This is a genomic window from Clostridium sardiniense (genome assembly GCF_016907995.1).
In the GTDB taxonomy this organism is placed as follows: Bacteria; Bacillota; Clostridia; order Clostridiales; family Clostridiaceae; genus Clostridium; species Clostridium sardiniense.
Genome location: NZ_JAFBDA010000014.1, coordinates 1 through 25,608, shown reverse-complemented (window position 1 = coordinate 25,608; position 25,608 = coordinate 1). Strand labels below are relative to the sequence as shown.

Here is a 25,608-nt window from a genome sequence, read left to right as displayed (position 1 = left end):
AGTTAAAACTATGTCATATAAATTATTAATTATAAATCCAGGTTCAACTTCAACTAAAATTGGAGTTTATGAAGGTGAAAAAGAAATATTAGAAGAAACGTTAAGACATTCATCTGATGAAATAGGAAGATATGCTACAATATTTGATCAATTGAACTTTAGAAAAGACCTTATATTAAGTATATTAAAAGAAAAGAATTTTGATATAAATACATTAGATGCTGTTGTAGGTAGAGGCGGAATGCTTAAACCAATTCCAGGTGGTACTTACAAAGTAACAGATGAATTAGTTGAAGATTTAAAAATTGGAGTTCAAGGACCACATGCTTCAAATCTAGGCGGAATATTAGCAAGAGAAATTGGAGGAGAATTAAATGTACCATCATTTATAGTTGATCCAGTTGTTGTTGATGAATTAGATGATGTGGCAAGAATTTCAGGTGTTCCAGAATTACCAAGAAGAAGCAAATTCCATGCATTAAATCAAAAAGCAGTAGCTAAGAGATTTGGAAAAGAAAGTGGACTAGGATACGAAAATTTAAATCTTATCGTTACTCATATGGGTGGTGGTGTTTCAGTGGGAGCACATAAAAAGGGTAAGGTTATTGATGTAAATAATGCACTAGATGGAGATGGTCCATTCTCACCTGAAAGAGCGGGTGGAGTTCCAGCTGGAGACCTTATAAAGATGTGCTTTAGTGGAAAATATTCAGAATCTGAAATTTTTAGTAAGATTGTAGGTAAAGGTGGATGTGTTGCATACCTTAATACAAATGACTTTAGAGATGTTATAAAGATGTCTGAAGAAGGAAATGAAGAGGCACAATTAATATATGATGCATTCATATACCAAGTTTCAAAAGAAATAGGTGCTATGTCAGCTGTTCTAGAAGGAAAAGTAGATAAAATAATATTAACTGGTGGATTAGCTTACTCAGAGAAAGTTGTTAATGATATAAAGAAAAGAGTAGGATGGATTTCAGAAGTAAAAGCTTACCCAGGAGAAGATGAATTACTTGCATTAGCACAAGGTGCAATCAGGGTATTAAGCGGAGAAGAAGAAGCTAAGATTTACTAATATAAATATCTTTAGAGAAAGTGTTTTATTTACACTTTCTTTTTTTTATGTAATTTAATTGTGAAAGTATTAAGTTATCTTAAAAAATTCCGTATAATAAAGTTATAAAAGCTTTGAGGTGATATAGTGATAAATAGAATTAATAGTATGGACTTAAGTGCTATAAATAATTTAACTGGATTGGGAAATTTAAATGAAGGATCAAAAAGTAATATTTTTCAAACTGTATTGATAAGTTTACTAAGTGCAATAAGTGAGAAGAATAAAACTGTTACCAATCCAAATGATAGGGTTTCTATAGATAATATAATTGGATGCTTAAACAGTGTTAAGTTAAGTGATATAGGATCTAATGGCAGAAATTTTGTTAATAAAATAAATTTAGATAACACTAATGACTTAAGTAAAAAAGATAGAATTGAAAAGGCTATAAACACTTACAGTGAAAAATATGGAGTAGATAAAAATTTAATTGAGGCAATAATTAAAGTAGAATCTGATTTTAATCCAAATACTGTTTCATGGGCAGGGGCAAAGGGTCTTATGCAACTTATGCCTGAAAATTGCAAAAGTTTAGGTATAGTGGATCCCTTTAATATTGAACAAAATATAGATGGTGGAGCAAGACATATTAAAGAATATATAAATATGTATAAGGGAGATATTAAAATGGCATTAATGGCTTATAATGGAGGCCCTACTAGAATGTTTAATAGAGGAGTTAGGTCTATAGATGATATATATAAAATGCCAAAAGAAACTCAAAATTATGTTACAAAAGTAATGAATTATTATAAAGGATTGTAAGATGAAAATCGATGGAATAAATAATAGAAAAACCATAAATATTAAAGAAAAGCCTAGTACAGTGAAAAATGATTTTTCAGACAATTTTATGAAATCATATAAGTCTACAAGTAAAGAAGAACTTGAGAATTATATAAAAGAAATTAGAAAAAAGGGTACTAGATTAGTGGTAAGTAAAAATTATGCTGATGTAAAAAGCTATAAAAATACAATTAAAAAATATTTAGAAACTATTGTTGAATATACATATACCCTTAATAAAAATATTGGATTTTGGGAAGATAAATATTACTCAACAGTTGATACCATAAATAAACAATTAGAATCTCTAACTGCAAAGGTTTTAAAAGAAGAGAAGGAAAATTTAGATGTAAGTTCCACAATAGACAATATACAAGGTCTTTTAGTAGATTTGTATAGATAAAGGAGAAAACTATGAGTGAAAATAAAATGAAAGATTTATATGAGGTTGGATTTGAACCTTTACAAAAAAAAGAAGTAGAAAATTTTGAAGATAAAACAATTTTATTAAATTCTAAATTAGATATAACTGTAACAATAGGTAGTTGTCAAAAAAGTATAAAAGAAATATTATCCTTTGAAGAAGGAGATATATTAGAATTAGAAAAGATTATTGATGAAGATTTAGATATTAATATTAATGATAGAATGATAGCTAGTGGAGAGAGTATTAAGATAGGAAATAAAATTAGTGTAAGATTAAATTCATTTAAAAATAATTAGATTAAAGTATAGGTGTAGAAAAATATAATCTACACCTATTATTTTATATTAAACATAAAAAAGAACTAAATTATTTTTTATATTGGCCGATAATTATTAATATAGGAATATAGAATAAATAAAAGGAGGCAGAATGTGAAGATAGATTCTATTAGAACTAATAATATGATAAATATATATAAACAACAAAAGCTTTATGAAAAGACAAATGCAACAAAGAATGAGATAAAAGATAAAGTAGAAATATCAGATACTGCTAAATATTTAAATAAAATAGTAAGTGATAATGAAAATATTGATATAGATAAAATTGATGAGATAAGAAATAAAATAAAGCAAGGGACTTATAGTGTAGATAGTAAGGATTTAGCTAAAAAAATGATTGAAGTTATGAAGGGAGAATAATTTAAATGTATTCAGATTTGAAACTAACAATTTTCGAAGAAAAAAGAATTTTACAAGAGTTAATGGAATTATTAGACGAGCAGTATAATGCAATTTTATCTAATGAAGTATTAGCATTAGAAAAAGTAAATGAGAATATAGAATTAATAGGTAAAAAATTAGCAGCTATTGAAATTAATAGAAGAGATATAATTAAAGATAAAAATTTTAAAGGAATAGTTGAAAATAGTAATGATGAACATCTTAAGGATGTTTATAAAGAAGTTAGAGGTCTACTTAAGGATATAGAGTTACAAAAAGATACTAATGATACTCTTATAAAACAAAGATTATTTTTTACAAATAAAATGATAAATATTATAAGACCTTCAAAAAATATAGGTACATATAATTCATATGGAAATGTAAGATAGGAGATTAATATGCCAGGCTTATTAGGAACTTTACAAACAGCAAAATCAGGAATGGCTGTAAGTCAAGCAGCGATACAAACAACATCACATAATATAAGTAATTTGAATACACCAGGATACTCAAGACAAAGAGTGGAACAGACACCGGGTAGACCTTATACTTCAATTAGTTATAATAGTTATCATGGACCAGGTCAGCTTGGAACAGGTGCTAATATTAATGATATAACAAGAATAAGAAATACTTTTTACGATTTTCAATTCAGAAGCGAAAGTCATGAATATGGAGAGGAAAGTGTAAAAGCTGATTACTATAGAAGTATGGAGAATATTTTTGATGAGCCATCAAAGAATTCAATATCAGCATCTATTAATGATTTTTTTAATTCCTTAAATGAATTATCCAAAAATCCAAATAGCATTGGAGCAAAAAATGTAGCAATAGAAAAAGGAAAGTTTTTAGCTAACAACATTAATAGTGCTAATTCTAAACTAGAATCATTGCAGGAACAATTAAGTTTTCAATCAGATAATATTGTATCAGATATAAACGACAAAATCTTAGCAATAAAAGAATTAGATAAGAATATAAAGTTAATTCAAGGAGCTGGGAAATCGCCTAATGATTTATTAGACCAAAGAGATAATCTTATGGATGATTTAAGCTTTAAGATAGATGTTAATGATGAATTAGTAAAGGCTGTATTTGATGTTGAAGGAAAGGATTCTAAAACTCAAGAGGCTGATTTGAAGGCTTTAAAAGCTAAGATAGACGGAAAAAGTTTAAGTGGTGAATTAAGTGGAGTTAAAATTATTCATGATGAAATAGAAAAGTATAAAGATAAATTAAGTACATTAGCTAGTGCTATAACTACAAATATAAATGATGTATATAAGGGCGGAGATAAAACAAAACCAGATATCTTTGTAGCAGGAAGTAAGGGCAAGCTTATTGATATAAATCCTGATATTGTAGAAGATGTAACAAAATTAGAAATGACATCTGATAAATCTTTAGAACTATATGATTTAAGAACTAAAAAGGTAAGTATAGATGGAAAAGATATTACTATAAGTAGTTATTACAATGATACAATTCAGGAATTAGGGCAATCTTCACAGACAGCCATAAGGCAAGAGGCTAATAATGGTAAGCTTTTATCTAGTATAGATAAATCTAGAATGAGTGTCTCAGGTGTTTCTATGGATGAAGAAATAGTAAGCTTAGTTCAGCTACAACATGCCTATAATGCAAGTGCAAAGGTAATTTCAACTATAGACTCATTATTAGATGTAGTAATAAACGGATTAATTAGGTAGGGGGACAAGAAAGATGAGAGTAACAAATAATGGTATTATGAGCAGTTATTTAAGAGACATTCAAACTAATCTTCAAAATATGGATAAATTGAATGAACAATTAAATACAGAAAAGCAGGTTAATAGAATATCTGATGACCCATTAAAAACAGTAAAAATACTTAACATACAAAATGAAATAGAAAATACTGAAAAATATAATTATAATTGTGATGAAATTACAGGTTGGCTTGATATTACTGATGAATCTTTAGATAGAATAGCTAATTTAAGTAGTGATATTAAGACTAAATTAACATCTATAAGTGGAGCTTTTGGAAAGGATGAAATAGCTGCAACTAGATCTGAGGTTAATGAGAAAATTAAACAAATAGGAGAAATTTTAAATACAACTTACGCTGGTAAATATATTTTTGGTGGACAACTTACAGATATTCCACCTGTAAATACAAATGTAGATAAAAATGGTATTGTCTCATTATCAATACAAAATAAAGATAATAATAATCTAAATAAAAAATTAAATAGTGCAATTTCTAGTGGACTTAACATAAATTATAATCTTACTGTTAAAGATGTAACTGGTGGAGATAAAGGATTAAAATTATTTAATGATTTAAGTGTAGCTTTAAGTGGAGATGTTGTAGATACTGATGAAATAGGAAAATTATCTACTAAAATAGATAATTATATGAATGATATATTAAACAATAGATCTATTGTTGGATCAAGAACTAATACAATAGATAAAGTAAAGGAAACTAATGAGCAGAATATTTTATCTATGAAAGGAGCGCTTTCTAGTATTCAAGATGTAGATATGACAAAGCAATTTATGCATTTAAAAGAAGCTCAAATGGTATATGCATCAAGTTTACAAGTTGGAGCTAAATTAATTCAAGGTACTTTATTGGATTATTTAAGATAGGAGATATGGTATGGAAGTAATATTTAAAAAGGGAATACCAGGATTTGAAAATATTGATAAATTTAAGATTAAAGATTTAGAAAATAATAATAAATTTAAAATAATGGAATCTTTAGATAGCACAGTAAGTTTTGCAACAGCTAATCCATTTGAATTTTATAACGAGTATGAAATTGACTTAAATGATGAAACTATTAAAGAGTTACAAATAGAAAATCCTAAGGATGTTATGATCTTAACTATTATAACTTTAGGTAAAACTTTAGATAGTAGTACTATTAATTTAAAGGCACCTTTAGTTATTAATGTTAGAAATAAATTTGGTAAGCAATTTATAATACAAGGTGATAAATATGATACTAGACATCCTTTAGTTAGGAGAAATTAATATGTTAGTAGTTACAAGAAAAAAAGATGAATCTATATTAATTGGTGATGATATAGAAATTAAAATAACAAAGATAGAAGATGGAAGTGTAAAGATAGCTATTGAGGCCCCTAAAGAGATTACTATTTTAAGAAAAGAAGTATATGAAAGAGTAAAGGAAGAAAATAAGAAGGCTGTTAGTAGCGATTTAAATTTATTAAAAGAATTTAAATAGGAGGGCAAAAATGTATAACAGTAGTAATAATCCATATAATGCATATAAAAATAATACTGTGAATATGGCTTCCAAAGAGCAACTTCTTTTAATGTTAGTTGATGGAGCAGTCAAGTATACAAAGATAGCAAGACTTGCTATTGAAAAGAAAGATATTCAAAAAGCACATGAAGAATTAGTTAGAGTGCAAAATATATTTACAGAACTTATGTCAACTTTGGATAGAAGTTTGGGAGAAGATTTTGAAAGTCTTTTTAAATTATATGGTTTTATAAAAGATAGATTAGTACAAGCTAATATAAAAAAAGATATACAAATAATAGATGAAGTATTACCTCTTATTGAAAGTGTTAGAGATACTTGGTATGAAGTAATCAAAAAGGCAAAAGGATTATAAAAAGGAGGGAAATATATGTCTTCAATAAGTTCAACTACCAATACAAATAGGATAACTGGTATGGCAACAGGCATGGATATTGATGAAATGGTTAAGGGAATGGTTGCACGGGAACAGTCTAAAGTAGATAGTGAAGAACAAAAACAACAAATAAATGAATGGAAGCAAGAAGAATATAGAGATGTCATTAAAAATGTTAAAGGATTATATGACAAATATTTTTCAGTAGGTTCTAAAGATTCAATAATGATTAGTAAAGTATATAGCACAAAGACTATAAATAGTTCAGATAGTTCTATAATAAGTGCTACTGCTGGTTTAGGAGCAACTAGTATTAACTATAATATTAAAGTAGATAAATTGGCTAAACCAGCAGAACTACAAAGTTCTAAGGTTAACTTAACTAAAGATACGAAAATATCTGATTTAGGACTTACTAATAGAATGATAAAAATAAATGATGTAGAAATTGATTTAAAAGATGCAAAAAATATTAATGATGTAATAAACACTATTAATAGTAGTTTCCCTAAAAATGATGTACAAGCTTCTTTTAGTGAAATGAGTGGAAAATTTACTATAAAAACTAATAATACTGGAATATCTTCTAAGTTTACATTTGAAGGAGAATTATTTGAAAAATTAGAGTTAAAAGATGGAGATAAGTTAGTTGGAACTAGTGGAACTGTAAATGGAAGTAATAATTCTATAAAAGTTTTTGATGTAGAAGGAAAAGAAATAAGAACTATAAATAATGAAAGTAATACTTTTACTATAGACAATATTACATATAATGTAAATGCTGTAAGTTCAGAGCCTATCTCTATGATTTCTGTAACTGATACTTCAAGTGCAGTAAAAAAAATGAAAGAATTTATTGATGAATATAACAAAGTTATTGATAATGTGTATGATTTAGTAACAGAAAAAGGAGATAGAAATTATAAACCTCTTACCCAAGCACAAAGAGATGATATGAGTGAAGATGAAATCAAAAAATGGGAGAGTAAAGCTAAAAAAGGTATTCTAAGAAATGATAAAGAAATGAGACAATTTATGAATAGTATTAAGTCTTCGATATCAGGAGTTATAGAAAGTACTGGGTTTACATTAAGTGATATTGGAATAAAATCAAATGCTGACTATAATAAACAAGGTCAACTAACTCTTGATGAGGATAAATTTAAAGAAGCTTTAGAGAAGAATGGAGAAAATGTATTTAAAACTGCAACAGAAGCGTTCTCTAATATTAAGGATATTACTTATAATTATGCAGGAAATTCTTCTGGAATATTTTCAAAGAAGGCTGGAATGAATAATTCCTCTACAGAAGTAAATAATCTTTATTCTAAACAAATAAGAAAACAGGAAATTTATATAAAAGAATTAAAGACTAAGATGCAAGAAAAAGAGGAAAAACTCTATAAAAAATTTGCAGTTTTAGAATCCAATATGAGTAAAATTAATGCACAGATAAGTTATCTTATGAATTCATAGGGGTTTTTAATATGATAAATTTATATAAAAATATTTCATTAAATATAATAAAAATTTTAAATGAAGATGACATAGATGATGATAAGCTAGAGCATAACATAGAAAAAAGACAAGAGGTTATTAATAGCTTAGATGAGCGGGAGTTAGAAGATTTTAAGAAGCATTATAAGGATTCTCAATTGCTACAATTAGATAATAAAATAAAAATTTTATTAGAAAAGAAGATTATAGAAGTTAGGAAAGAATTGAATTCATATAAAACTAAAAGAAGTATAAATACTATCTATGTAAATATGAATAAAAATAATTTAAATATTTTTTCAAGAAAAGTATAAAGTAATAAATTTATTTTCCGATATATATAAGGTAAGGCCAATAGGCTTATATAAAAAGACAAGGATGTCAAAATAAAATACTAAGGAGAGTGCAAAAAATGAGAATTAATACAAATATGAATGCTATGACAGCATTAAACTCAATGAACAAAAACACAAACTTAGCTGGAGCAGCTATGGGAAAAATATCTTCAGGATTAAGAATAAACAAAGCTGGAGATGACGCAGCAGGACTAGCAATATCTGAAAAGATGAGAAGCCAAATTAGAGGATTAGATCAAGCATCTAGAAATACTCAAGATGGTGTATCTTTAATTCAAACAGCAGAAGGTGCAACAGAAGAAATCGGAAACATCACTCAAAGAATGAGAGAACTTTCAGTTCAAGCATCTAATGAAACAAACTCAGGTTCAGATAGAGCAAAGATTGTTGAAGAATTAAAGCAATTACATAGTGAAATAGACAGAATTGCAGATTCAACTCAATTTAATGGTAAGAACTTATTAAATGGAACAACAAAAATTGGCACTGTTGGAACATTTACTACAAATGCTGGTTACACTATAGAAGGATTAGACGGAATTTCTACTAAAGAGGACATTAAATTAACTTTAGCAAACGGAACAGGTGCTAACCAAACTAGCGTTACTATAAAAGTAGGTGGAAAAACTTATACAGCAACAGATGTTACTATGACAGGTGCAAAAGGAACTCTTGATGCTAATAAAGTTATAACATTAAAGAACGGAAGTAGCAGTATTACATTTAAAGTAGACAAAGCAATAACAACTGCTACTACAGATTCTAAAATCGGAGAAACAGAAGTAAATGATGTTCTTGGAGGAAAAGTTGACTTACAAGTTGGAGCTAATGAAGGACAACAATTATTAGTTCAAATTAATAACTTAGGAACAGAATCATTAGGAATAGCAAAAGCAGATATAGATGCAATAGAAGCAGATAATGAATCAGGATGTAAAGCAGCACAAAAAATGATAACTACTTTAGATAAGGCTTTAGAAAAAGTAAATACTTCAAGAGCTAATTTTGGAGCAATGCAAAATAGATTAGAAAGTGCTCAATCAAACTTAAGTACTTCAAGTGAAAACTTAACTGCAGCTGAATCAAGAATAAGAGACGTTGATGTTGCAAAAGAAATGATGACTTTATCTAAATTCAACCTATTAACACAAGCGTCACAAGCTATGGCAGCTCAAGCTAAGAGCCAACCAGAAGGAATAATGCAATTATTAAGATAATAAATCAATAGAAACTATAGATTTATATTTTAAAATTATAAATGACAAGGATGTCAAAAAATAAATTACTAAGGAGAGTGCAAAATATGAGAATCAACACAAATATGAATGCTATGACAGCATTAAACTCAATGAACAAAAACACAAACTTAGCTGGAGCAGCTATGGGAAAGATATCTTCAGGATTAAGAATAAACAAAGCTGGAGATGACGCAGCAGGACTAGCAATATCTGAAAAAATGAGAAGTCAAATTAGAGGATTAGACCAAGCATCTAGAAATACTCAAGATGGTGTATCTCTAATTCAAACAGCAGAAGGTGCAACAGAAGAAATCGGAAACATCACTCAAAGAATGAGAGAACTTTCAGTTCAAGCATCTAATGAAACAAATTCAGGTTCAGATAGAGAAAAGATTGTTGAAGAATTAAATCAACTACATAGTGAAATAGATAGAATTGCAGATTCAACTCAATTTAATGGTAAGAACTTATTAAATGGATCAACAAAAATTGGTGATAATAAGACATTTACTACAAAGACAGGCTATACTATAGAAGGTTTAGATGTAAGTGGAATTACAGCTAAAGGGGATATTAAATTAACAACTAAAGCTAATGGTGCTGATACAGATATTACTGTTAAAACAGATGCTGGAAATTATACATTTAAAGCTACAGGTGGTGCAGGTAAATTAAAAGCTGGAGAATATACTTTAACTAATGGTGGTAAAACAATCACTTTAAAGTTAGATGCAGATGCAGCAGCTGCTTTAACTGATGAAAATATTGGAGAAACAACAATAAGTGATGTTCTTGGAGGAAAAGTTAACCTACAAGTTGGAGCTAATGAAGGACAACAATTATTAGTTCAAATTAATAACTTAGGAACAGAATCATTAGGAATAGCAAAAGCAGATATAGATGCAATAAAAGCAGATAATGAATCTGGATGTAAAGCAGCACAAAAAATGATAACTACTTTAGATAAGGCTTTAGAAAAAGTAAATACATCAAGAGCTAATTTTGGAGCAATGCAAAATAGATTAGAAAGTGCTCAATCAAACTTAAGTACTTCAAGTGAAAACTTAACTGCAGCTGAATCAAGAATAAGAGACGTTGATGTTGCAAAAGAAATGATGACTTTATCTAAATTCAACCTATTAACACAAGCGTCACAAGCTATGGCAGCTCAAGCTAAGAGTCAACCAGAAGGTGTAATGCAACTATTAAGATAAGATAATCTAAATATTTAAAAGGATAAGGCCTTTACGCTTTATCCTTTATTTCAGTGTGAGGTTAATAAAAATATTAGAGTATAAGAATAGTAGAGTTACATAATGTGTTTATATATTTATGAAAATTATAAATTCAAAAAAGGACATATAAGTAAAAATAAGGAAAAATAATGAATAGAAAAATAATGAAATATAAGAAATATAAAGAAAATATGTATAAAATTTAAATAATAAGTAGAAAAATACATAAAAGTAGTATATAATAGAATACATATCACAATTTAATAATTAGCAAAATTAGGGAAACTTAATGACGCAAAGCTATAGGGGCTAAGATCAATATTATGCCAGCCAGTTGCACTAATAAAATAAGAATATTTATCTTATTTTTTTTCTTGTTTTTTGATTTTAGGCTACTCGCGCTTTGTGAGTGGTTTTTTTTTGCTGTTAAAAATAGTAAGAATATAAACTTTGCAATTATTAGGAAAATATAATTAATATTAAGTAGATTTAAATAAAGCTAAATCTACATTGAATTTTAATGAAAAATATATCCTAATAGTTGTGCTATTCTGAACAATAAGAGGAGGAATGTATGGAAATTTATAAACTAATTAAGACAAGCTTAGATATGGCTAAACTAAGAGGAGAAACAATATCAAATAATATTGCTAATGTTAATACTCCGAAGTATAAAAGAAAATACGTTACATTTGAAGAAAGTTTAAATGATAAGAGTAACGAAAATAAGATTAAAATTAAGGAAGATAAGTCAACAAGTATGCGAGCTGATGGAAATAATGTGGATTTAGAAAGTGAAAAAGTGGATCAAGCAGCAAATACGCTTATGTATAATAGTTTGATAAGTATTACAAATATTAAATTAGCTATGGCTAAGAGTGCAATAAGTGGAAGGTAATAAAAATGAGTATATTTAGTGGAATGAGAATAAGTGCTAGTGGATTAAGTTCTGAAAAATTAAGACTGGATGTAATATCATCAAATATTGCAAATTCGAGGACAACTAGAACTAAAAAAGGTGGAGCATATGTAAGAAAGGTTGCTGTCTTTTCTGAAAATTATGATAATAAATTAGGTATGTTAGGTGTGAAGGCAGTTAAAATTGAAAATGATAAATCTCCACTTAAAAAAGAGTATAAGCCTAATCATCCAGATGCTGATAAAGATGGATATGTAGAGTATCCTAATGTTGATTTATTAGTTGAGATGTCTGATTTAATAACTGCATCTAGATCATATGAATCTAATGTAGACTCTTTAAATGCTCAAAAAAATATGATTTCTAAAGCTTTAGAAATAGGAAGATAGTAGGAGGATAAAATGAATATAAAACCAATAGAGGTAAATTCATTAGTAAGTGGCATTGATGCACAAAAAATAGGACATGCTAAAGAAAGTAATGGAGACTTTTCAAAAGTATTAGGTAATGCAATAAATAAGGTAAATGATCTTCAAGTAACTGCAGACAATAAGGTTGAAAGTCTAATCAAAGGTGACAATGTTAATATGCATGATGTTATGTTATCAATGCAAGAAGCACAAATATCAATGCAACTACTTATAGAAGCTAGAAATAAAGTCGTTGAAGCTTATCAAGAAGTCAATAGGATGCAATTATAAAAGTCTTTAATAAAAGGAAGATAGTATGCAAAAGAATTTAATAGATAAAATAAAGAGTTTCTTAAAAGGTTTAGGAGAAAAAATTAAAAAATTAAAAATTGGTACTAAAGTTGCCATAGGTATTGGAATAGTCACAGTAATATTGGCATTGGTGTTTACTATAAATTATAGTAGACAGAATAAATACAAAGTATTATTTTCAGGACTAGATTCTACAGATTCTGCAAACATAACAAAAGCATTAGAAGATAAAAAGGTTGATACAAAAATAGATGGAGATTCCATTCTTGTACCTAAAGATCAAGTAGATAAATTAAGAATAGAATTATCTTCAAATATAACTAATGGATCAAAAGGGTTTGAATTAATGGATGAAAGCTCAAATTTGTCTATGACAGATGAGGAGTTCCAAATAGAAAAGACTAGAATGATACAGGGAGAGTTAGAAAAAACAATAAAGACATTTCCTGGTATAGATAATGCAAGAGTACATATAACGCAAGGAGAGCAGTCTGTATTTAATGGGGAAAGTAAGGATGGAAAAGCAGCTGTTTATATTTCTTTAAAAGATAGTAGAACATTAGATAAAAATCAAATTAAATCTATAATATCATTAATTTCAGCTAGTGGTATTAATATTCCAAAGAAAAATGTAGAAGTAATAGATCAAAATATGGTTCTATTATCAGAGGGAATCTATGATGGTAATGGAAACCTTACTAATGAAGCAGGATTAACAGGAACTAAAAATGCTGAAAAACAATTAAGTGAAGAATTAAAGAAGAGAGTAAAGTCAATGCTTGAACCTATATTTGGAGTAGGTAAGGTCGAAATTGGTATAAATGCTACTTTAAATTCTAAAACTGTAGAAAAAAATGAATTAAAATTAGATCCCAAAAAAGTTGTTTCCTCTTCAACAAAAAGTGAAAATTCAGTAACTGATGAAGATGTTAAAGGCTCACCAGTGGACAACAATATGAATAATACCGCAAATGCAAAGTCTAATAATGATAATTCAAAAGAAGAATCAATTAAATATAAAATAGGAGAAAGTGAAACAAAAACATTAGCTCCTCCAGGCGATGTAAAGCGTATTACTGCGTCTATTGCAATTGACGGAAATATTTCTGATGATGTAATGACAAATGTGGAAGATATAGTTCAGACAGCTATAGGAATGGATACAAAAAGAGGCGATAGTATATCAGTTATAGGTATGAATTTTAATAAGGGTAAAGCAAATGAACTTAATCCAGAAAATTCTAAAAAGACAGGTATGACGCCTATGAAGATAGGTATAGCAACATTAGTAGTACTTGCAATATTGTTAGCAGTAGGATTTATTATATTTAAGAAAAAAGGCAAGCAAACTGATTTGGAAGATACAGAAGAAATGTCAAAGGAAACAGAGTATTTTGCTAATTTATTAAAAGCAAAACAAAAAGAAACTGAATTAGATAATGATGAAGATACTGAATCAAATATTGAAGAAGAAGTTAAGAGTTTAGCAGAAAATAATCCAGATGAAATAAGTGAATTAATAAAGAGATGGCTAAATGAGTAGAGGAGGTATTAGGTGTACAAAAACGAAGAAAAAAACGAAAAAGTTTATAATTTAAAAAAAAGAAGTTCAAAAAGTATTAGTGGCCCAAAGAAAGCGGCTGTTTTACTTATGGCCTTAGGTACTGATATATCCTCTAATATATTAAAAAAGTTGTCAGATAAACAAGTACAAAAAATAGGTGTAGAAATTGCTAATATAAATAATGTTACATCTGAAGAACGTAAGTTAATATTGAAAGAATTCTTACAGGAGAGAAAAAGCAAAAACTTTTCTATAGAAGGTGGAATAGAGTATGCTAATTCATTATTAAGGGGTGCCTTTGATGAAGGCAAGGTAAGTAGACTTATGGAAGGAATAAAATATGACGCTTATACTAAAGTTTTTATTACAGCAAGAAAAGCTGATGCTAAGACAATAAAATCTTGTATTTTAGGAGAAAGTCCACAAACTATTGCCATAATACTTGCTTATATTCAACCAGAGAAATCTGCTGATATATTATCTAGTTTAGATGAAAAATTACAGCGAGAGGTTGCACATAAACTTGGAACAATTTCTAAGATATCACCTATTGTAATAAGAGCTGTAGATAATGTTTTATCTAAAAAACTTAAATCAAAGAAAACAGGTAATGTTGATGAATCAAATGGTATTGATAATCTTTTAAATATACTTTCTAAAGTTGATGGGAAAACAGAAAAGAATATTATTAATTATTTAGAAGCGGAAGATAATACTCTAGCTAATGAAATTAAAGCAAGTATGTTTACTTTTGAAGATATAGTAAATCTTGATACAGTAGCAGTGCAAAAAGTATTAAAGAATGTAAGTGTGAAAGATTTAGCAATAGCATTAAAGGATGCAAATGAGAATATATTAAATGTTATACTGGAAAACCAATCTAATAGAGCTTCAGATGAACTTAGAGAAGAAATTGAGTTGCTTGGAAAAGTAAAAGTATCACAGGTAGATGAAGCTAAGAGAAGTATTGTAACTATAATTAGAAAGCTTGAAGATGATGGAGTTATAAGTAGGATTAAGAAATCGGAGGAAGAAATTCTTGTCTAGGTTCGTTAGTATATTAAGCAGTAGAAATGTACAAGTAAAAGGTAAGGTAACTTTAAAAGAATCTCAAGAAGGTGGATTTTTAAGTGTTGAAGAAAAGCAGATTTTAGAGAAAGAGGATATAGAGAATAAAATTCTAGAAGCAAAAAGACAATATGAAAAGGTAATTATTGAAACTGAATATAAGAAGGATAGTCTTATTAAAGAAGCTAATGAAAGAGCTAAGGATATTGAAAAAAAAGCTTATAAATCAGGTTATGATCAAGGATTGAAAAATGGATATGAAGATGGTTATAAAGAATCTTATGAGAAAAATATAGAAAAGGCTATTTCTGAAAGCGAAAAGATAAAAGAAGAAGGATATAAGACATTATTTGAAATAAGAGAAAAAATAGCGAAATATATTAAAGAAAATAGAAGTGAAATATTAAATATTTCAATTAAAATTGCAGAGCAGGTTCTTAAAGAAAAATTTGAGGAAAGCGATTCCATGAACAATATGCTCATAAAAATAATTGGAGAATATAATCTTAAAAAAGATTTGATAATAAAAGTTAATCCTAATTATTCTGAGCAATTGGAAACAAGTATAGACAAAATGATTAATGAAGTAAAATCAAATCAAAAAATATTTGTTATTCCAGATAGTAGTATAGAAAAAGGAAATGCAGAGATAGATATTGGGAATGGAAAGCTTACTGTAGGATTAGATGTAGTATTAGACAGAGTAAAAAGTGAATTGCTATAGGAGGGTATATGATATCTTTAGATTTTAGTAAAGCGCTAGGAAAAATTTCAAATATAACTCCATTTATATCAGAAGGAAAAGTAGAGAAAGTAATAGGACTTACTATTGAGGTAGTAGGATTAAAGGCATCAGTTGGTGAACTCTGTACAGTTTACAATGTAAGCAATATTCCAATAAGTTGTGAAGTTGTTGGATTTAAAGAATCTCAAATAATATTAATGCCATTAGGTGTTCTAGTAGGAATTGGACCAGGTTGTAAAGTAATAGCAAGTGGTAGTCCATGTAGTGTTAAATGTAGCGATGAATTACTAGGAAAAGTAATTGATCCTTTAGGGAACCCAATAGATGGAATTAAGATATTGGGCGGAGAAAAGTGTAGCTTATTTAAAACTCCACCTGATCCTATGAAAAGAAAAAGAATTAAAAATGTTATGCCTACAGGTATAAAAGCTATTGATGGATTTATTACTTGTGGGGAGGGGCAAAGAATTGGAATATTTGCAGGAAGTGGTGTTGGAAAAAGTACAACTCTTGGAATGATAGCAAGGTCTGCAGAAGCGGAAGTCAATGTTATTGCATTAATAGGTGAAAGAGGGAGAGAGGTTTTGGACTTTATAGAAAGAGACTTAGGCCCAGAAGGAATGAAAAAATCAGTTGTAGTTTGTGCAACATCAGATAAACCTCCCTTAGTTAGATTAAAAGGAGCATTAACAGCAACATCTATTGCAGAATATTTTAGAGATCAAGGTAAAAAAGTAATACTTATGATGGATTCTGTTACAAGATTTGCAATGGCACAAAGAGAAATTGGACTAGCTATAGGAGAGCCACCAGCACAAAAAGGATATACACCATCTGTTTTTGCTGAATTACCAAAATTAATGGAAAGAAGTGGATTATCAGATAAAGGTTCAATAACTGCTTTTTATACTGTATTAGTTGATGGAGATGACTTTAATGAGCCTATTGCAGATGCTGTAAGAGGAATATTAGATGGACATATAGTTTTATCAAGGGACTTAGCACATAAAAATCATTATCCAGCAATAGATATATCAAATAGTGTAAGTCGTCTTATGAATGATATATGTGATGAAGAACATAAAGTAACAGCTTCTTATGCTAGGGATTTAATATCTACATATAAAGAAGCAGAAGACTTAATTAATATAGGGGCATACGAACATGGATCAAATCCTAAAATTGATAAATCTATAGAACTTATAGATGATATTAATACATATTTAAAACAGGGAGTAAATGAGAGTAATACTTTTAATGAAAATATAAGTAGTTTAAAAAGTATATTTAGATAAGAGGTAAATAACATTGAATAATTTTAAATTTAAACTTCAAAAAGTATTAGATATAAAAATTAAAAATGAAGATGAAAGTAAAGTTAAATATTCAAAAGTACAAAATGAAAAAAAAGTTATAGAAAGAAAATTAGAAAATCTTAATACTAATTATGAAAAATATTCGGAAAATATAAAATTTGATGATACGATTTCAAGGAAAATAGTTTCTAATTATTTATATTCTCTATTAAAGACAATTGAAAAAACTAATGAAGATTTAAAAGATAAGAATGATTTATTAAATGAAGTTAGATCAGAGCTTTTAAATAAACAAATAGAAAGAAAATCTTTAGAGAAACTTAAAGAGAGTAAACATAAGGTTTTTACAAAAGAAGAGGAACATAAGGAACAAATGGCAAATGATGAGTTTGGAATGTATGCATTTTTAAGAAAAAGAACTCAAATTGTTTAGGGGTTAGATTATGCGAATAGATATGTTGGAGACAAAAGTTAATTATAAAAGTAATGAGACTGTAAAAGATGATAAAAGTAAAAATGAATTTGTATCTATTTTAGATGAAAAAGCTTTAGATAAGCTAGGTAATAAGAATATAGATAATATTGATAAGAGTAAGCATGATGATAAGAGTGATCATGATAATAAGAAAATGGATGATAATTTAAATGAAATATTAGCTATAGCATTGAGTGAACTTAACATAATAAATGGAAAGAAATTACAAGAGACTAAGTCTGAGAATATCAAAGAAAAGTTAGAAGAGCTTATAGATGCTATAGATACAATAGAAAGTAATTTAAATACTGATAGTAATAATATTAATGAAATGAAACAAAATACATCTAATATGCTTAATGTTAAAAATATTAATACTCATGAAATTGATGCAATAAAAAAAGTATTAGATCTAATAGAGAGTAATGATACTAAAAATTTTAGTGAAGTTGCAAGTAAGAATGATCTTACTAATACAAAAAGATTTAAAGGTGATTCTAAAAATACAATAAACGATAATAGTTTAAGTAACTTAAAGAATTATATTTTAAATATACTTAATGAAACTAAAAATAGCACTAAATTATCAAATAGTAATGAGAATTTAGTAGCTAATAGAAACATAGTTAAAGTTTCTAAAGATGATATAGATATATTAAATTATATAGCTTTAGATGAGGATAAGTTCAATAAACATAGCAATTTAAATACAAATATTGAATTAAATAATACAGTTTTATTAAATGAAAATATTAATTTAAGTGAAGATGGACAAATTAGTGATAATAAAGATTCTAATGGATTAACTATAGAAAGCAATAATTTAGATAATGAGAAAAATAAAAAGACATATTTAGAAAATAACCTTAGTAGTACTTTAGATAGAAGTATAGGCATAGCTAATATAGGTAATAGTAATTCAAATAATGTAATCAACGATAATACACCTATTGTTGTTAGAAGAGAATTTATTAAAAATGATATTGTGCAAGCAATAAACTATCTAAAAAATAATGAATTAGAAGAAATAAATGTAACTATGAATCCTAAAGAGTTAGGAGTTATGAAAATAAGTATTATAAGAACAGATGATAAAAGTAGTTATCTTATTAGTATAGCTAATAAAGATACTTTGCTTATGATTAAGGATAATTTAAATGATATAAAATCACATCTTATTAATATGAATTTGGATAATAGAGAAGTAACTGTTGAAATTAAGTTAAGTCACTTTGAAAATAGTTTTAATGAAAATAGTGATAGACAATTTAATGGAAATAACAATAGAGAAGAAAAAAAAGATAGAGCTTTAATCAAAGAGAATGATAGTGAATTAGAAAACACTGTAGCGGAAGATACAAATATTAATTTATTGATATAAAAGGAGAATAGATATGGAAGTAAATAGTGTAAAAGATGTAGGTAATAATAAGACTGAAAATGGAACAGCTATAGTTAAAAAAGGTGGAGAAATAAATAAAGAAATATTTCTTAAAATGTTAGTTGCTCAGATGACTAATCAAGATCCATTAAATACTCAAGATCCATCACAATATATTACCCAGTTATCACAATTTTCTTCACTAGAACAGATGATAAGTTTAAATGATTCTATGAAAGACTTAATAAGCATGAATAATGGAATATTAGTTAATAGTGCATTACAAACAGCATCATCATTAATTGGAAAAAATGTAGAAATAAATTCTTCAGATGAAAATGGAATTACTAAAAAATTTGTAGGAGATATAAAAAGTGTATCTGTAGAAAATAACTCAGTATTTTTAGAAGTTTCTTTAGATGGTACTAAAGAAACAAAAAAATTTCAGTATTCTGAATTAGTAAAGGTAAATTAAAGCAAACAATATATAGGATTATAAGGAGGATATACAAATGTTAAAATCAATGTATTCTGGAATAAGTGGTATGAAAGCTAATCAAACTAAGATGGATGTGGTAGGAAATAATGTTGCAAACTCAGGAACTACTGCGTTTAAAAAATCAGGTGTTAGATTTAGTGATGCGTTAAATCAAACAATAATATATTCAAGTTCTCCAGGAAAAACTGTTGGTGGAGTTAACCCTGGACAAGTTGGTGTTGGAGCTAAAGTATCAAGTATAGAAAAGTATATGACTCAAGGTGCTATTCAACCAACAGGAAGACCTACAGATTTAGCAATAGATGGAGACGGTTTTTTTGTAATTGAAATGGATAAGAAAAAGGATATTATTGTTGAAGGATATACTAGAGATGGTTCATTTTCTTTAGATGCTAATGGTAATTTAGTAACATCTAAGGGGTATAAAGTATTAAATACAAATGATGAACCTGTTACAATACCAAAAGAATATGGAGCAACACCTACTGCAGTTAAAAAAAAGGTTGTTTCTTTTAATATTTCAACAGAAGGTAATTTAACATATCTTTTAGAAGATGGCACTAAGGTAGAAAATCTTCAAAAGCTTAAAGTTGCAGTATTTCAAAATGATTCTGGATTAGAAGCAATAAATGGAAATATTTATTCGGACACTGCAAACTCAGGAAAACCTTTATATAATACTGGGGCTGCATCAGCAAGAATTGGACTTGTAAATCAGGGATATATAGAAATGTCTAATATTGACTTATCAGAAGAATTTACAGACATGATAGTTGCGACAAGAGCTTTCCAAGCAGCAGGTAAAGTAATAACAACTAGTGATGAATTATTACAGGAAATACTAAATCTTAAAAGATAAATAAGAGGTTGAAAATATGAAAAAACAAGATATATTAACACCTATAGGGATATTGTTAGGAATAGGATTTATAATTTATGCTATATCCCAAGGATCAGTTGGAATAAATGCATTTTATGATTTGATATCAATAATAATAACAATAGGAGGATCTTTTGCAGCATTATTAATAACATTTCCACTAGATGATATTAGATTACTTATTGCTATGACATCAAAGTTATTTACAAATCCTTCTATGTCAAAGATTAAAACAATTGAAATGTTTAAAAATTTATCTATAAAGTCTAGAAAAGATGGATTACTTAGTCTGGAAAATCAAGTTGATGAAATTAAAGATGAGTTTTTAAAATGTGGTTTAGAATTAGTTATTGATGGAGTAGATGATAAGTTAATAGAAGAAGTAATGAATAATAAAATATTAGAAATTGAAGGTAGATATAATAAAGGATCTAAAATATTTAAAACATGGGGATCATATGCTCCTGCATTTGGTATGCTTGGTACTCTTATTGGGCTTATTCAAATGCTTGCAAAGATTGATAATCCAGATGTTATAGCTAGTGGAATGGCAAAAGCTCTTATTACAACTTTTTATGGAGCATTATTAGCTAATTTAATTTTAAATCCTTTAGGATTTAATCTTCAAAATAAAGGAGATAAAGAAGCAGAAAATAGAGAAATGATGTTAGTAGGTATTTTATGTATTAAAAATTCTGAAACAACAAGAGTTCTAGAAGAAAAATTAATGAGTTTTTTAACAGAAAAAGAAAAGAAAAAATATATGAATGAAAAAAATAGAAATAAGAAGGTAGAGATAAATGCTGCGTAGAAAAAGAAAACCAGATGATATCAATACAAATGGATGGATGGATACATATGCCGATACAATAACATTATTGTTAACATTTTTTATACTACTATATTCTTTTTCTACAACTGATAATAAGAAACTTAAGCTTGTTGCAGCTGCATTTGAAAGCGAGATATTAGGTAAGACACCTAATAAGATATCTGGAGATATAAACCCCGAAGTTCCAGTTAAAACGGATTATGACAATCTTGTAGATAAGGTAACTGAAATAATAGATAAGAATCATCTAGAGGATGTTATTAAAGTTAGAAAAGAGGATGCAGGAGTAGTTCTTCAGCTTAGTGATAGTATTTTATTTGATTCTGGAAAGTCAGAACTTAAAAAAAATAGCACCAAAATATTGGATGTAATAAGTACAATTATTCCTGAGGTAAATAATGAGATTAGTGTTCAGGGCCATACAGATAATGTTCCTATATATAATAGTAAATATAAATCAAATTGGGAACTATCTACAGCTAGAGCTGTAACTGTACTTCAATATTTTATTGAAGAAAAAAAGATTAGTCCTAAGAGATTTTCTGCAAATGGATATGGTCAATATAGACCTTTAGTACCAAATGATAATGAAAAGAATAGAGCAATTAATAGAAGAGTTGATATATTAATTATGCAACATAGAGATGTTGAAAAGGTAAATGCTAAAGATTTAGAAAAATAGGAAAATTTAAAAGGGAAGGAATTTAAATAAAATATGGACAAAACAATCATGCAGTATTTAATAAATATTATTGTACTTGTACCAGTTGGAGTGCTACTAATAGTTATTTCTATAAGACTTAGTAAGAAAAGTATAAATAAGGTGAATTCAGGTCTATATGTTCAAATTATTGAAAGATTTAATTTAAATAAAGATTTAAGTCTTTATTTTATAAAGACTGGATCTACTGGATGTGTGTTAATAGCCTCAGCACATAATATAGAGAAAATAAAAGAGTTAGATGAAGAGAAAATGAATGAAATAATGATTATGAAAAAACAAAAACAAAATTCTATAGATCTGTCTAGAATATCTGGTATAGATTTTAAGGATATTTTAAATAAAAAGTTTATAGGGAAAAAAGATGATGGATGCAATAAATAGAATTTTTATAAATAACTCACAGATGGCACCTATTATGAAGGTGTTCTTCTTAATGACAGCTCTTATGTTTATAACAGCAATAATTTTTATGATGACAAGTTTCGTAAGAGTAATAATTACATTTTCATTTATTAAATCAGCATTAGGGGCTCAGCAGATAATTCCAAATCAAATACTTATTGGACTTGCCTTATGTATAACTATGTTTATAATGACTCCAGTAGTTAATGATGTTATGGATAATTCAATACAACCCTATATGAATAAAGAAATTAAATTACAAAAGGCAGTGGATGAGGCAAAAAAACCAATTGTAGGATTTTTATTAAAACAAACAAGAGATAACGATTTAGAGTTATTTATTAATAATTCACCAAAAAAGATAGATGTAAAAAATAAAAAAGATTTACCTTTAACAATAATAGTACCAGCATTTGCTATAAGTGAATTAAAGACAGCATTTCAAATAGGATTTATTATTTATATTCCTTTTTTAGTTATAGATTTAATAGTTTCTAGTATTCTTATGTCTATGGGAATGTTTATGCTTCCACCGGCAATGGTAGCACTTCCGTTTAAATTGTTATTATTTGTAATGGTTGACGGATGGGGCTTATTGGTCAAATCTTTAATACAAAGTTTTACAGGATAGGAGAAAAGCTATGAGTGAAATGGCAATAATGACAATAGTTAAAAAAGCTTTGGTAACAGGAGCTATGGTAGCAGGTCCTATTTTAGGAATATCATTAATTGTAGGATTGATAATAAGCATATTTCAGGCAACAACACAAATACAAGAGCAAACTTTAACATTTGTGCCTAAACTTGTTGCTATTATATTAGTTTTAATTGTAGGTGGACCATGGATGTTTAATAAGTTAATAATAATGACTAATGAGCTATTTAATATTATAGCCACTATAACTAAGTAAGATGTTTATTTATATATTTTTTAGAATAGCTGCTTTTCTTATAGCCATTAATATTATATTTCCAAATGGAACACCAAATATTTTTAAGATAATTTTCTCAATATTTTTATCAATTATAATAGGAATGAATGTGGATAGTAGCATTAAAGTAGACAATTTGTTCCAATTAGTAAGACTTGGAATTTTAGAAACAATTAATGGCTTAGTATTAGGATACATAGTTAATATATGTTTCTATAGTTTAAGGTTAGTGGGGAAATTAATTGATAACCAATTAGGATTATCTATGGCAAGCATATATGATCCTAATATCCACAGTCAATCAACGATTATGGAAAATATGATGTATTTTATTGGAATAGTAGTATTTTTTGGACTAAATATACATTATATTTTGATAAGTTCTATACAGAATAGTTTCAAAATAATACCGGTTGGTAAATTTATATTAAAAAATAATTTAGGATATATTTTAAAGATATTTTTAAGCTATTTCATCTTAGGAATAAAAATGGCAATACCAATAATACTTGTTCTCATAATCACAGATTTGATAACAGGAATAATATCAAGAAGTATTTCTGGATTAAATGTAATGATAATAGGAATGCCTTTAAAGATGTTAGTTGGGATAGTATTCTTATTAAGTATGTTACCATTCTTAATAAATGGAATGCATGAAATGTTTAAAGGTTTAATAAATGTTTTAAATGGAACATTTGCACTAAATATAATTAATATGATTTTCTATTAAGAAAATTATAAAACTAAAGATTTGGAGGTGAATAATATATCTGAAAAAACTGAAAAGGCTACGCCTAAGAAGAAAAAGGATGAGCGGAAAAAGGGAAATGTTGCAAAAAGCAAGGAAGCTATAAATGCATTTACATTAATAGGTTCTGTATTAGCTATATTTTGTATGTCTAATTATGCAATAAAACAATTAAAAATATTAATAGCATCATTTTTAAGATTCAATTTCAATATAGATTTTAATAAAAATATAGTTAATTTAGTACTTACTAATGGAATAATTGTTTTTTTTAAAATATTTTTGCCTATCGGAGTTATTGTATTATGTATTGGAGTTATAGCAAATGTAATGCAAACAGGATTATTATTCGCAAAAGAATCAATAAAACCTAAATTTTCAAAAATTAACCCAATTAACGGATTTAAAAATATGTTTTCTCAAAATGCTTTTATTAATTTATTAAAGAATAATATTTTATTAATTATATTAAGTTACATAGGCTATTCTTTTGTTAAAGACAATTATGGTGAGATTTTAAAAACAGGAGATATTTATTTTCCAAATCTTATTTATGTAATATTTGCACTAGTAAAAAAGTTATTTAATATAGCCATATTAATAGCAGTTGTAATTGGTATTTTGGATTTTGCATATCAATTTTATTCTCATAATAAAAAGATGAAAATGAGTAAACAAGAAATAAAAGATGAGTTTAAGCAGTCGGAAGGAGACCCACAAGTAAAGGGACAAATAAAACAAAAGCAAAGAGAAATGGCAAATGCAAGAATGATACAAAGTACAAAAGATGCAACAGTTGTAGTAACCAATCCAACTCACTTATCTATTGCAATTAGATATGATAGAGAGGTTGATTCTGCACCTGTAGTTCTTGCAAAGGGTGCTGATGTTCTTGCTATGAATATAAGAAAAATAGCAAAGGAAAATGATATACCAATAATAGAAAATAAACCTCTTGCTAGATTTATATATAAAGAAGTAGAGGTTAATGAAGAAGTACCAGAAGAAATGTACTCAGCAGTTGCTGAAGTTTTAGTAGCTGTATACAAGATAAAGAATAGATATAAGAAAAATAAGTAGAGGAACTAAAAATATGGCAAATATGAGTAAAAAAAATAGATTTGAAATAGCCGTTGGGTTTGGAGTTATTGGAATAATTTTAATGATTATAATACCATTACCTCCATTTATACTGGACATGCTATTAGTAGTAAACATTAGTTTATCAGTGTTGATTTTACTAATGACACTTTTTTCAACTAATGTTCTTCAATTATCAATATTTCCAACTATATTATTAATTACAACTCTTTTTAGACTAGGGTTGAATATTTCCTCAACAAGACTTATTTTAGGA

Annotated in this window: 34 protein-coding genes and 1 riboswitch; all 34 genes read left to right on the top strand. The window is 27.4% G+C overall.

Going from position 1 to position 25,608, the window contains the following annotated elements; genetic code table 11:
• Positions 1-10: 10 nt before the first annotated feature.
• Positions 11-1,078 carry a butyrate kinase gene (gene buk / locus JOC62_RS12215; protein WP_204595556.1) on the top strand — a complete coding sequence of 356 codons (1,068 nt, stop codon included), beginning with the start codon at positions 11-13 and terminating at the stop codon, positions 1,076-1,078.
• A gap of 126 nt (positions 1,079-1,204) precedes the next feature.
• A complete protein-coding gene (locus JOC62_RS12210) occupies positions 1,205-1,885 on the top strand; it encodes a lytic transglycosylase domain-containing protein (RefSeq protein WP_341534808.1) in 681 nt (226 codons plus the stop codon).
• 1 nt (position 1,886) lies between these two features.
• Positions 1,887-2,309, top strand: a complete 423-nt coding sequence (locus JOC62_RS12205) for a YaaR family protein (RefSeq protein WP_204595555.1) — start codon at positions 1,887-1,889, stop codon at positions 2,307-2,309.
• A gap of 11 nt (positions 2,310-2,320) precedes the next feature.
• Positions 2,321-2,629, top strand: coding sequence for a FliM/FliN family flagellar motor switch protein (locus JOC62_RS12200; RefSeq protein ID WP_204595554.1), 309 nt, complete (start codon positions 2,321-2,323; stop codon positions 2,627-2,629).
• Between the two features lie 135 nt (positions 2,630-2,764).
• The gene (gene flgM, locus JOC62_RS12195) at positions 2,765-3,034 is read left to right on the top strand and encodes a flagellar biosynthesis anti-sigma factor FlgM (RefSeq protein ID WP_204595553.1); all 270 of its coding nucleotides are present in this window, start codon (positions 2,765-2,767) and stop codon (positions 3,032-3,034) included.
• A 5-nt stretch (positions 3,035-3,039) separates the two neighbouring features.
• A complete protein-coding gene (locus JOC62_RS12190) occupies positions 3,040-3,447 on the top strand; it encodes a flagellar protein FlgN (RefSeq protein WP_204595552.1) in 408 nt (135 codons plus the stop codon).
• A 9-nt stretch (positions 3,448-3,456) separates the two neighbouring features.
• Complete coding sequence (flgK, locus tag JOC62_RS12185; protein WP_204595551.1) at positions 3,457-4,767, top strand: flagellar hook-associated protein FlgK; 1,311 nt, start codon at positions 3,457-3,459, stop codon at positions 4,765-4,767.
• Between the two features lie 13 nt (positions 4,768-4,780).
• Positions 4,781-5,695, top strand: a complete 915-nt coding sequence (locus JOC62_RS12180) for a flagellin N-terminal helical domain-containing protein (RefSeq protein ID WP_204595550.1) — start codon at positions 4,781-4,783, stop codon at positions 5,693-5,695.
• A gap of 10 nt (positions 5,696-5,705) precedes the next feature.
• Complete coding sequence (fliW, locus tag JOC62_RS12175) at positions 5,706-6,083, top strand: flagellar assembly protein FliW (RefSeq protein ID WP_204595549.1); 378 nt, start codon at positions 5,706-5,708, stop codon at positions 6,081-6,083.
• Between the two features lies 1 nt (position 6,084).
• Entirely contained in the window at positions 6,085-6,297 is a 213-nt protein-coding gene (gene csrA / locus JOC62_RS12170; protein WP_204595548.1) for a carbon storage regulator CsrA, read from the top strand.
• 10 nt (positions 6,298-6,307) lie between these two features.
• Entirely contained in the window at positions 6,308-6,694 is a 387-nt protein-coding gene (gene fliS, locus JOC62_RS12165; RefSeq protein WP_204595547.1) for a flagellar export chaperone FliS, read from the top strand.
• Positions 6,695-6,709: 15 nt separating this feature from the next.
• Positions 6,710-8,191, top strand: a complete 1,482-nt coding sequence (fliD, locus tag JOC62_RS12160; RefSeq protein WP_204595546.1) for a flagellar filament capping protein FliD — start codon at positions 6,710-6,712, stop codon at positions 8,189-8,191.
• An 11-nt stretch (positions 8,192-8,202) separates the two neighbouring features.
• Positions 8,203-8,526, top strand: coding sequence for a hypothetical protein (locus tag JOC62_RS12155; protein ID WP_204595545.1), 324 nt, complete (start codon positions 8,203-8,205; stop codon positions 8,524-8,526).
• 98 nt (positions 8,527-8,624) lie between these two features.
• Positions 8,625-9,785, top strand: coding sequence for a flagellar hook-associated protein FlgL (gene flgL, locus JOC62_RS12150; RefSeq protein WP_204595544.1), 1,161 nt, complete (start codon positions 8,625-8,627; stop codon positions 9,783-9,785).
• A gap of 86 nt (positions 9,786-9,871) precedes the next feature.
• Positions 9,872-11,020, top strand: a complete 1,149-nt coding sequence (gene flgL, locus JOC62_RS12145) for a flagellar hook-associated protein FlgL (protein WP_204595543.1) — start codon at positions 9,872-9,874, stop codon at positions 11,018-11,020.
• Between the two features lie 280 nt (positions 11,021-11,300).
• Positions 11,301-11,383: riboswitch (cyclic di-GMP riboswitch) on the top strand.
• Positions 11,384-11,615: 232 nt separating this feature from the next.
• A complete protein-coding gene (locus JOC62_RS12140) occupies positions 11,616-11,939 on the top strand; it encodes a flagellar basal body protein (RefSeq protein ID WP_204595542.1) in 324 nt (107 codons plus the stop codon).
• 5 nt (positions 11,940-11,944) lie between these two features.
• Entirely contained in the window at positions 11,945-12,349 is a 405-nt protein-coding gene (gene flgC / locus JOC62_RS12135) for a flagellar basal body rod protein FlgC (protein WP_204595541.1), read from the top strand.
• A gap of 12 nt (positions 12,350-12,361) precedes the next feature.
• The gene (gene fliE, locus JOC62_RS12130) at positions 12,362-12,661 is read left to right on the top strand and encodes a flagellar hook-basal body complex protein FliE (protein WP_204595540.1); all 300 of its coding nucleotides are present in this window, start codon (positions 12,362-12,364) and stop codon (positions 12,659-12,661) included.
• Between the two features lie 25 nt (positions 12,662-12,686).
• Entirely contained in the window at positions 12,687-14,225 is a 1,539-nt protein-coding gene (fliF, locus tag JOC62_RS12125; protein ID WP_204595539.1) for a flagellar basal-body MS-ring/collar protein FliF, read from the top strand.
• 12 nt (positions 14,226-14,237) lie between these two features.
• Positions 14,238-15,293 carry a flagellar motor switch protein FliG gene (gene fliG / locus JOC62_RS12120; protein WP_204595537.1) on the top strand — a complete coding sequence of 352 codons (1,056 nt, stop codon included), beginning with the start codon at positions 14,238-14,240 and terminating at the stop codon, positions 15,291-15,293.
• Positions 15,286-16,038: a FliH/SctL family protein gene (locus JOC62_RS12115; RefSeq protein WP_204595536.1), complete on the top strand. Its 753-nt coding sequence runs from the start codon at positions 15,286-15,288 to the stop codon at positions 16,036-16,038. Before fliG ends, JOC62_RS12115 begins: the two co-directional genes overlap by 8 nt.
• Before the next feature lie 8 nt (positions 16,039-16,046).
• Complete coding sequence (gene fliI / locus JOC62_RS12110) at positions 16,047-17,354, top strand: flagellar protein export ATPase FliI (RefSeq protein ID WP_204595535.1); 1,308 nt, start codon at positions 16,047-16,049, stop codon at positions 17,352-17,354.
• Positions 17,355-17,367: 13 nt separating this feature from the next.
• Positions 17,368-17,808, top strand: a complete 441-nt coding sequence (gene fliJ / locus JOC62_RS12105) for a flagellar export protein FliJ (protein ID WP_204595534.1) — start codon at positions 17,368-17,370, stop codon at positions 17,806-17,808.
• Between the two features lie 10 nt (positions 17,809-17,818).
• Positions 17,819-19,231, top strand: a complete 1,413-nt coding sequence (locus JOC62_RS12100; RefSeq protein WP_204595533.1) for a flagellar hook-length control protein FliK — start codon at positions 17,819-17,821, stop codon at positions 19,229-19,231.
• 13 nt (positions 19,232-19,244) lie between these two features.
• On the top strand, positions 19,245-19,706 hold the full coding sequence (locus JOC62_RS12095) for a flagellar hook assembly protein FlgD (protein WP_204595532.1): 462 nt from the start codon (positions 19,245-19,247) through the stop codon (positions 19,704-19,706).
• Positions 19,707-19,743: 37 nt separating this feature from the next.
• Positions 19,744-20,589, top strand: a complete 846-nt coding sequence (locus JOC62_RS12090) for a flagellar hook-basal body complex protein (RefSeq protein ID WP_204595531.1) — start codon at positions 19,744-19,746, stop codon at positions 20,587-20,589.
• 16 nt (positions 20,590-20,605) lie between these two features.
• On the top strand, positions 20,606-21,421 hold the full coding sequence (locus JOC62_RS12085) for a motility protein A (RefSeq protein ID WP_204595530.1): 816 nt from the start codon (positions 20,606-20,608) through the stop codon (positions 21,419-21,421).
• Positions 21,411-22,124, top strand: coding sequence for an OmpA/MotB family protein (locus JOC62_RS12080; protein WP_204595529.1), 714 nt, complete (start codon positions 21,411-21,413; stop codon positions 22,122-22,124). Before JOC62_RS12085 ends, JOC62_RS12080 begins: the two co-directional genes overlap by 11 nt.
• A gap of 33 nt (positions 22,125-22,157) precedes the next feature.
• A complete protein-coding gene (locus JOC62_RS12075) occupies positions 22,158-22,547 on the top strand; it encodes a flagellar biosynthetic protein FliO (RefSeq protein ID WP_204595528.1) in 390 nt (129 codons plus the stop codon).
• A complete protein-coding gene (gene fliP / locus JOC62_RS12070; RefSeq protein WP_341534807.1) occupies positions 22,528-23,199 on the top strand; it encodes a flagellar type III secretion system pore protein FliP in 672 nt (223 codons plus the stop codon). Before JOC62_RS12075 ends, fliP begins: the two co-directional genes overlap by 20 nt.
• A gap of 10 nt (positions 23,200-23,209) precedes the next feature.
• Positions 23,210-23,479, top strand: coding sequence for a flagellar biosynthesis protein FliQ (fliQ, locus tag JOC62_RS12065; protein ID WP_204595527.1), 270 nt, complete (start codon positions 23,210-23,212; stop codon positions 23,477-23,479).
• Position 23,480: 1 nt separating this feature from the next.
• Entirely contained in the window at positions 23,481-24,233 is a 753-nt protein-coding gene (locus tag JOC62_RS12060; RefSeq protein ID WP_204595526.1) for a flagellar biosynthetic protein FliR, read from the top strand.
• A 27-nt stretch (positions 24,234-24,260) separates the two neighbouring features.
• Positions 24,261-25,331 (top strand): flagellar biosynthesis protein FlhB, encoded by a 1,071-nt coding sequence (gene flhB, locus JOC62_RS12055; RefSeq protein ID WP_204595525.1) that lies wholly within the window; start codon positions 24,261-24,263, stop codon positions 25,329-25,331.
• Positions 25,332-25,344: 13 nt separating this feature from the next.
• A partial coding sequence (locus JOC62_RS12050; protein WP_204595524.1) for an FHIPEP family type III secretion protein occupies positions 25,345-25,608 on the top strand: 264 nt, incomplete at its 3' end.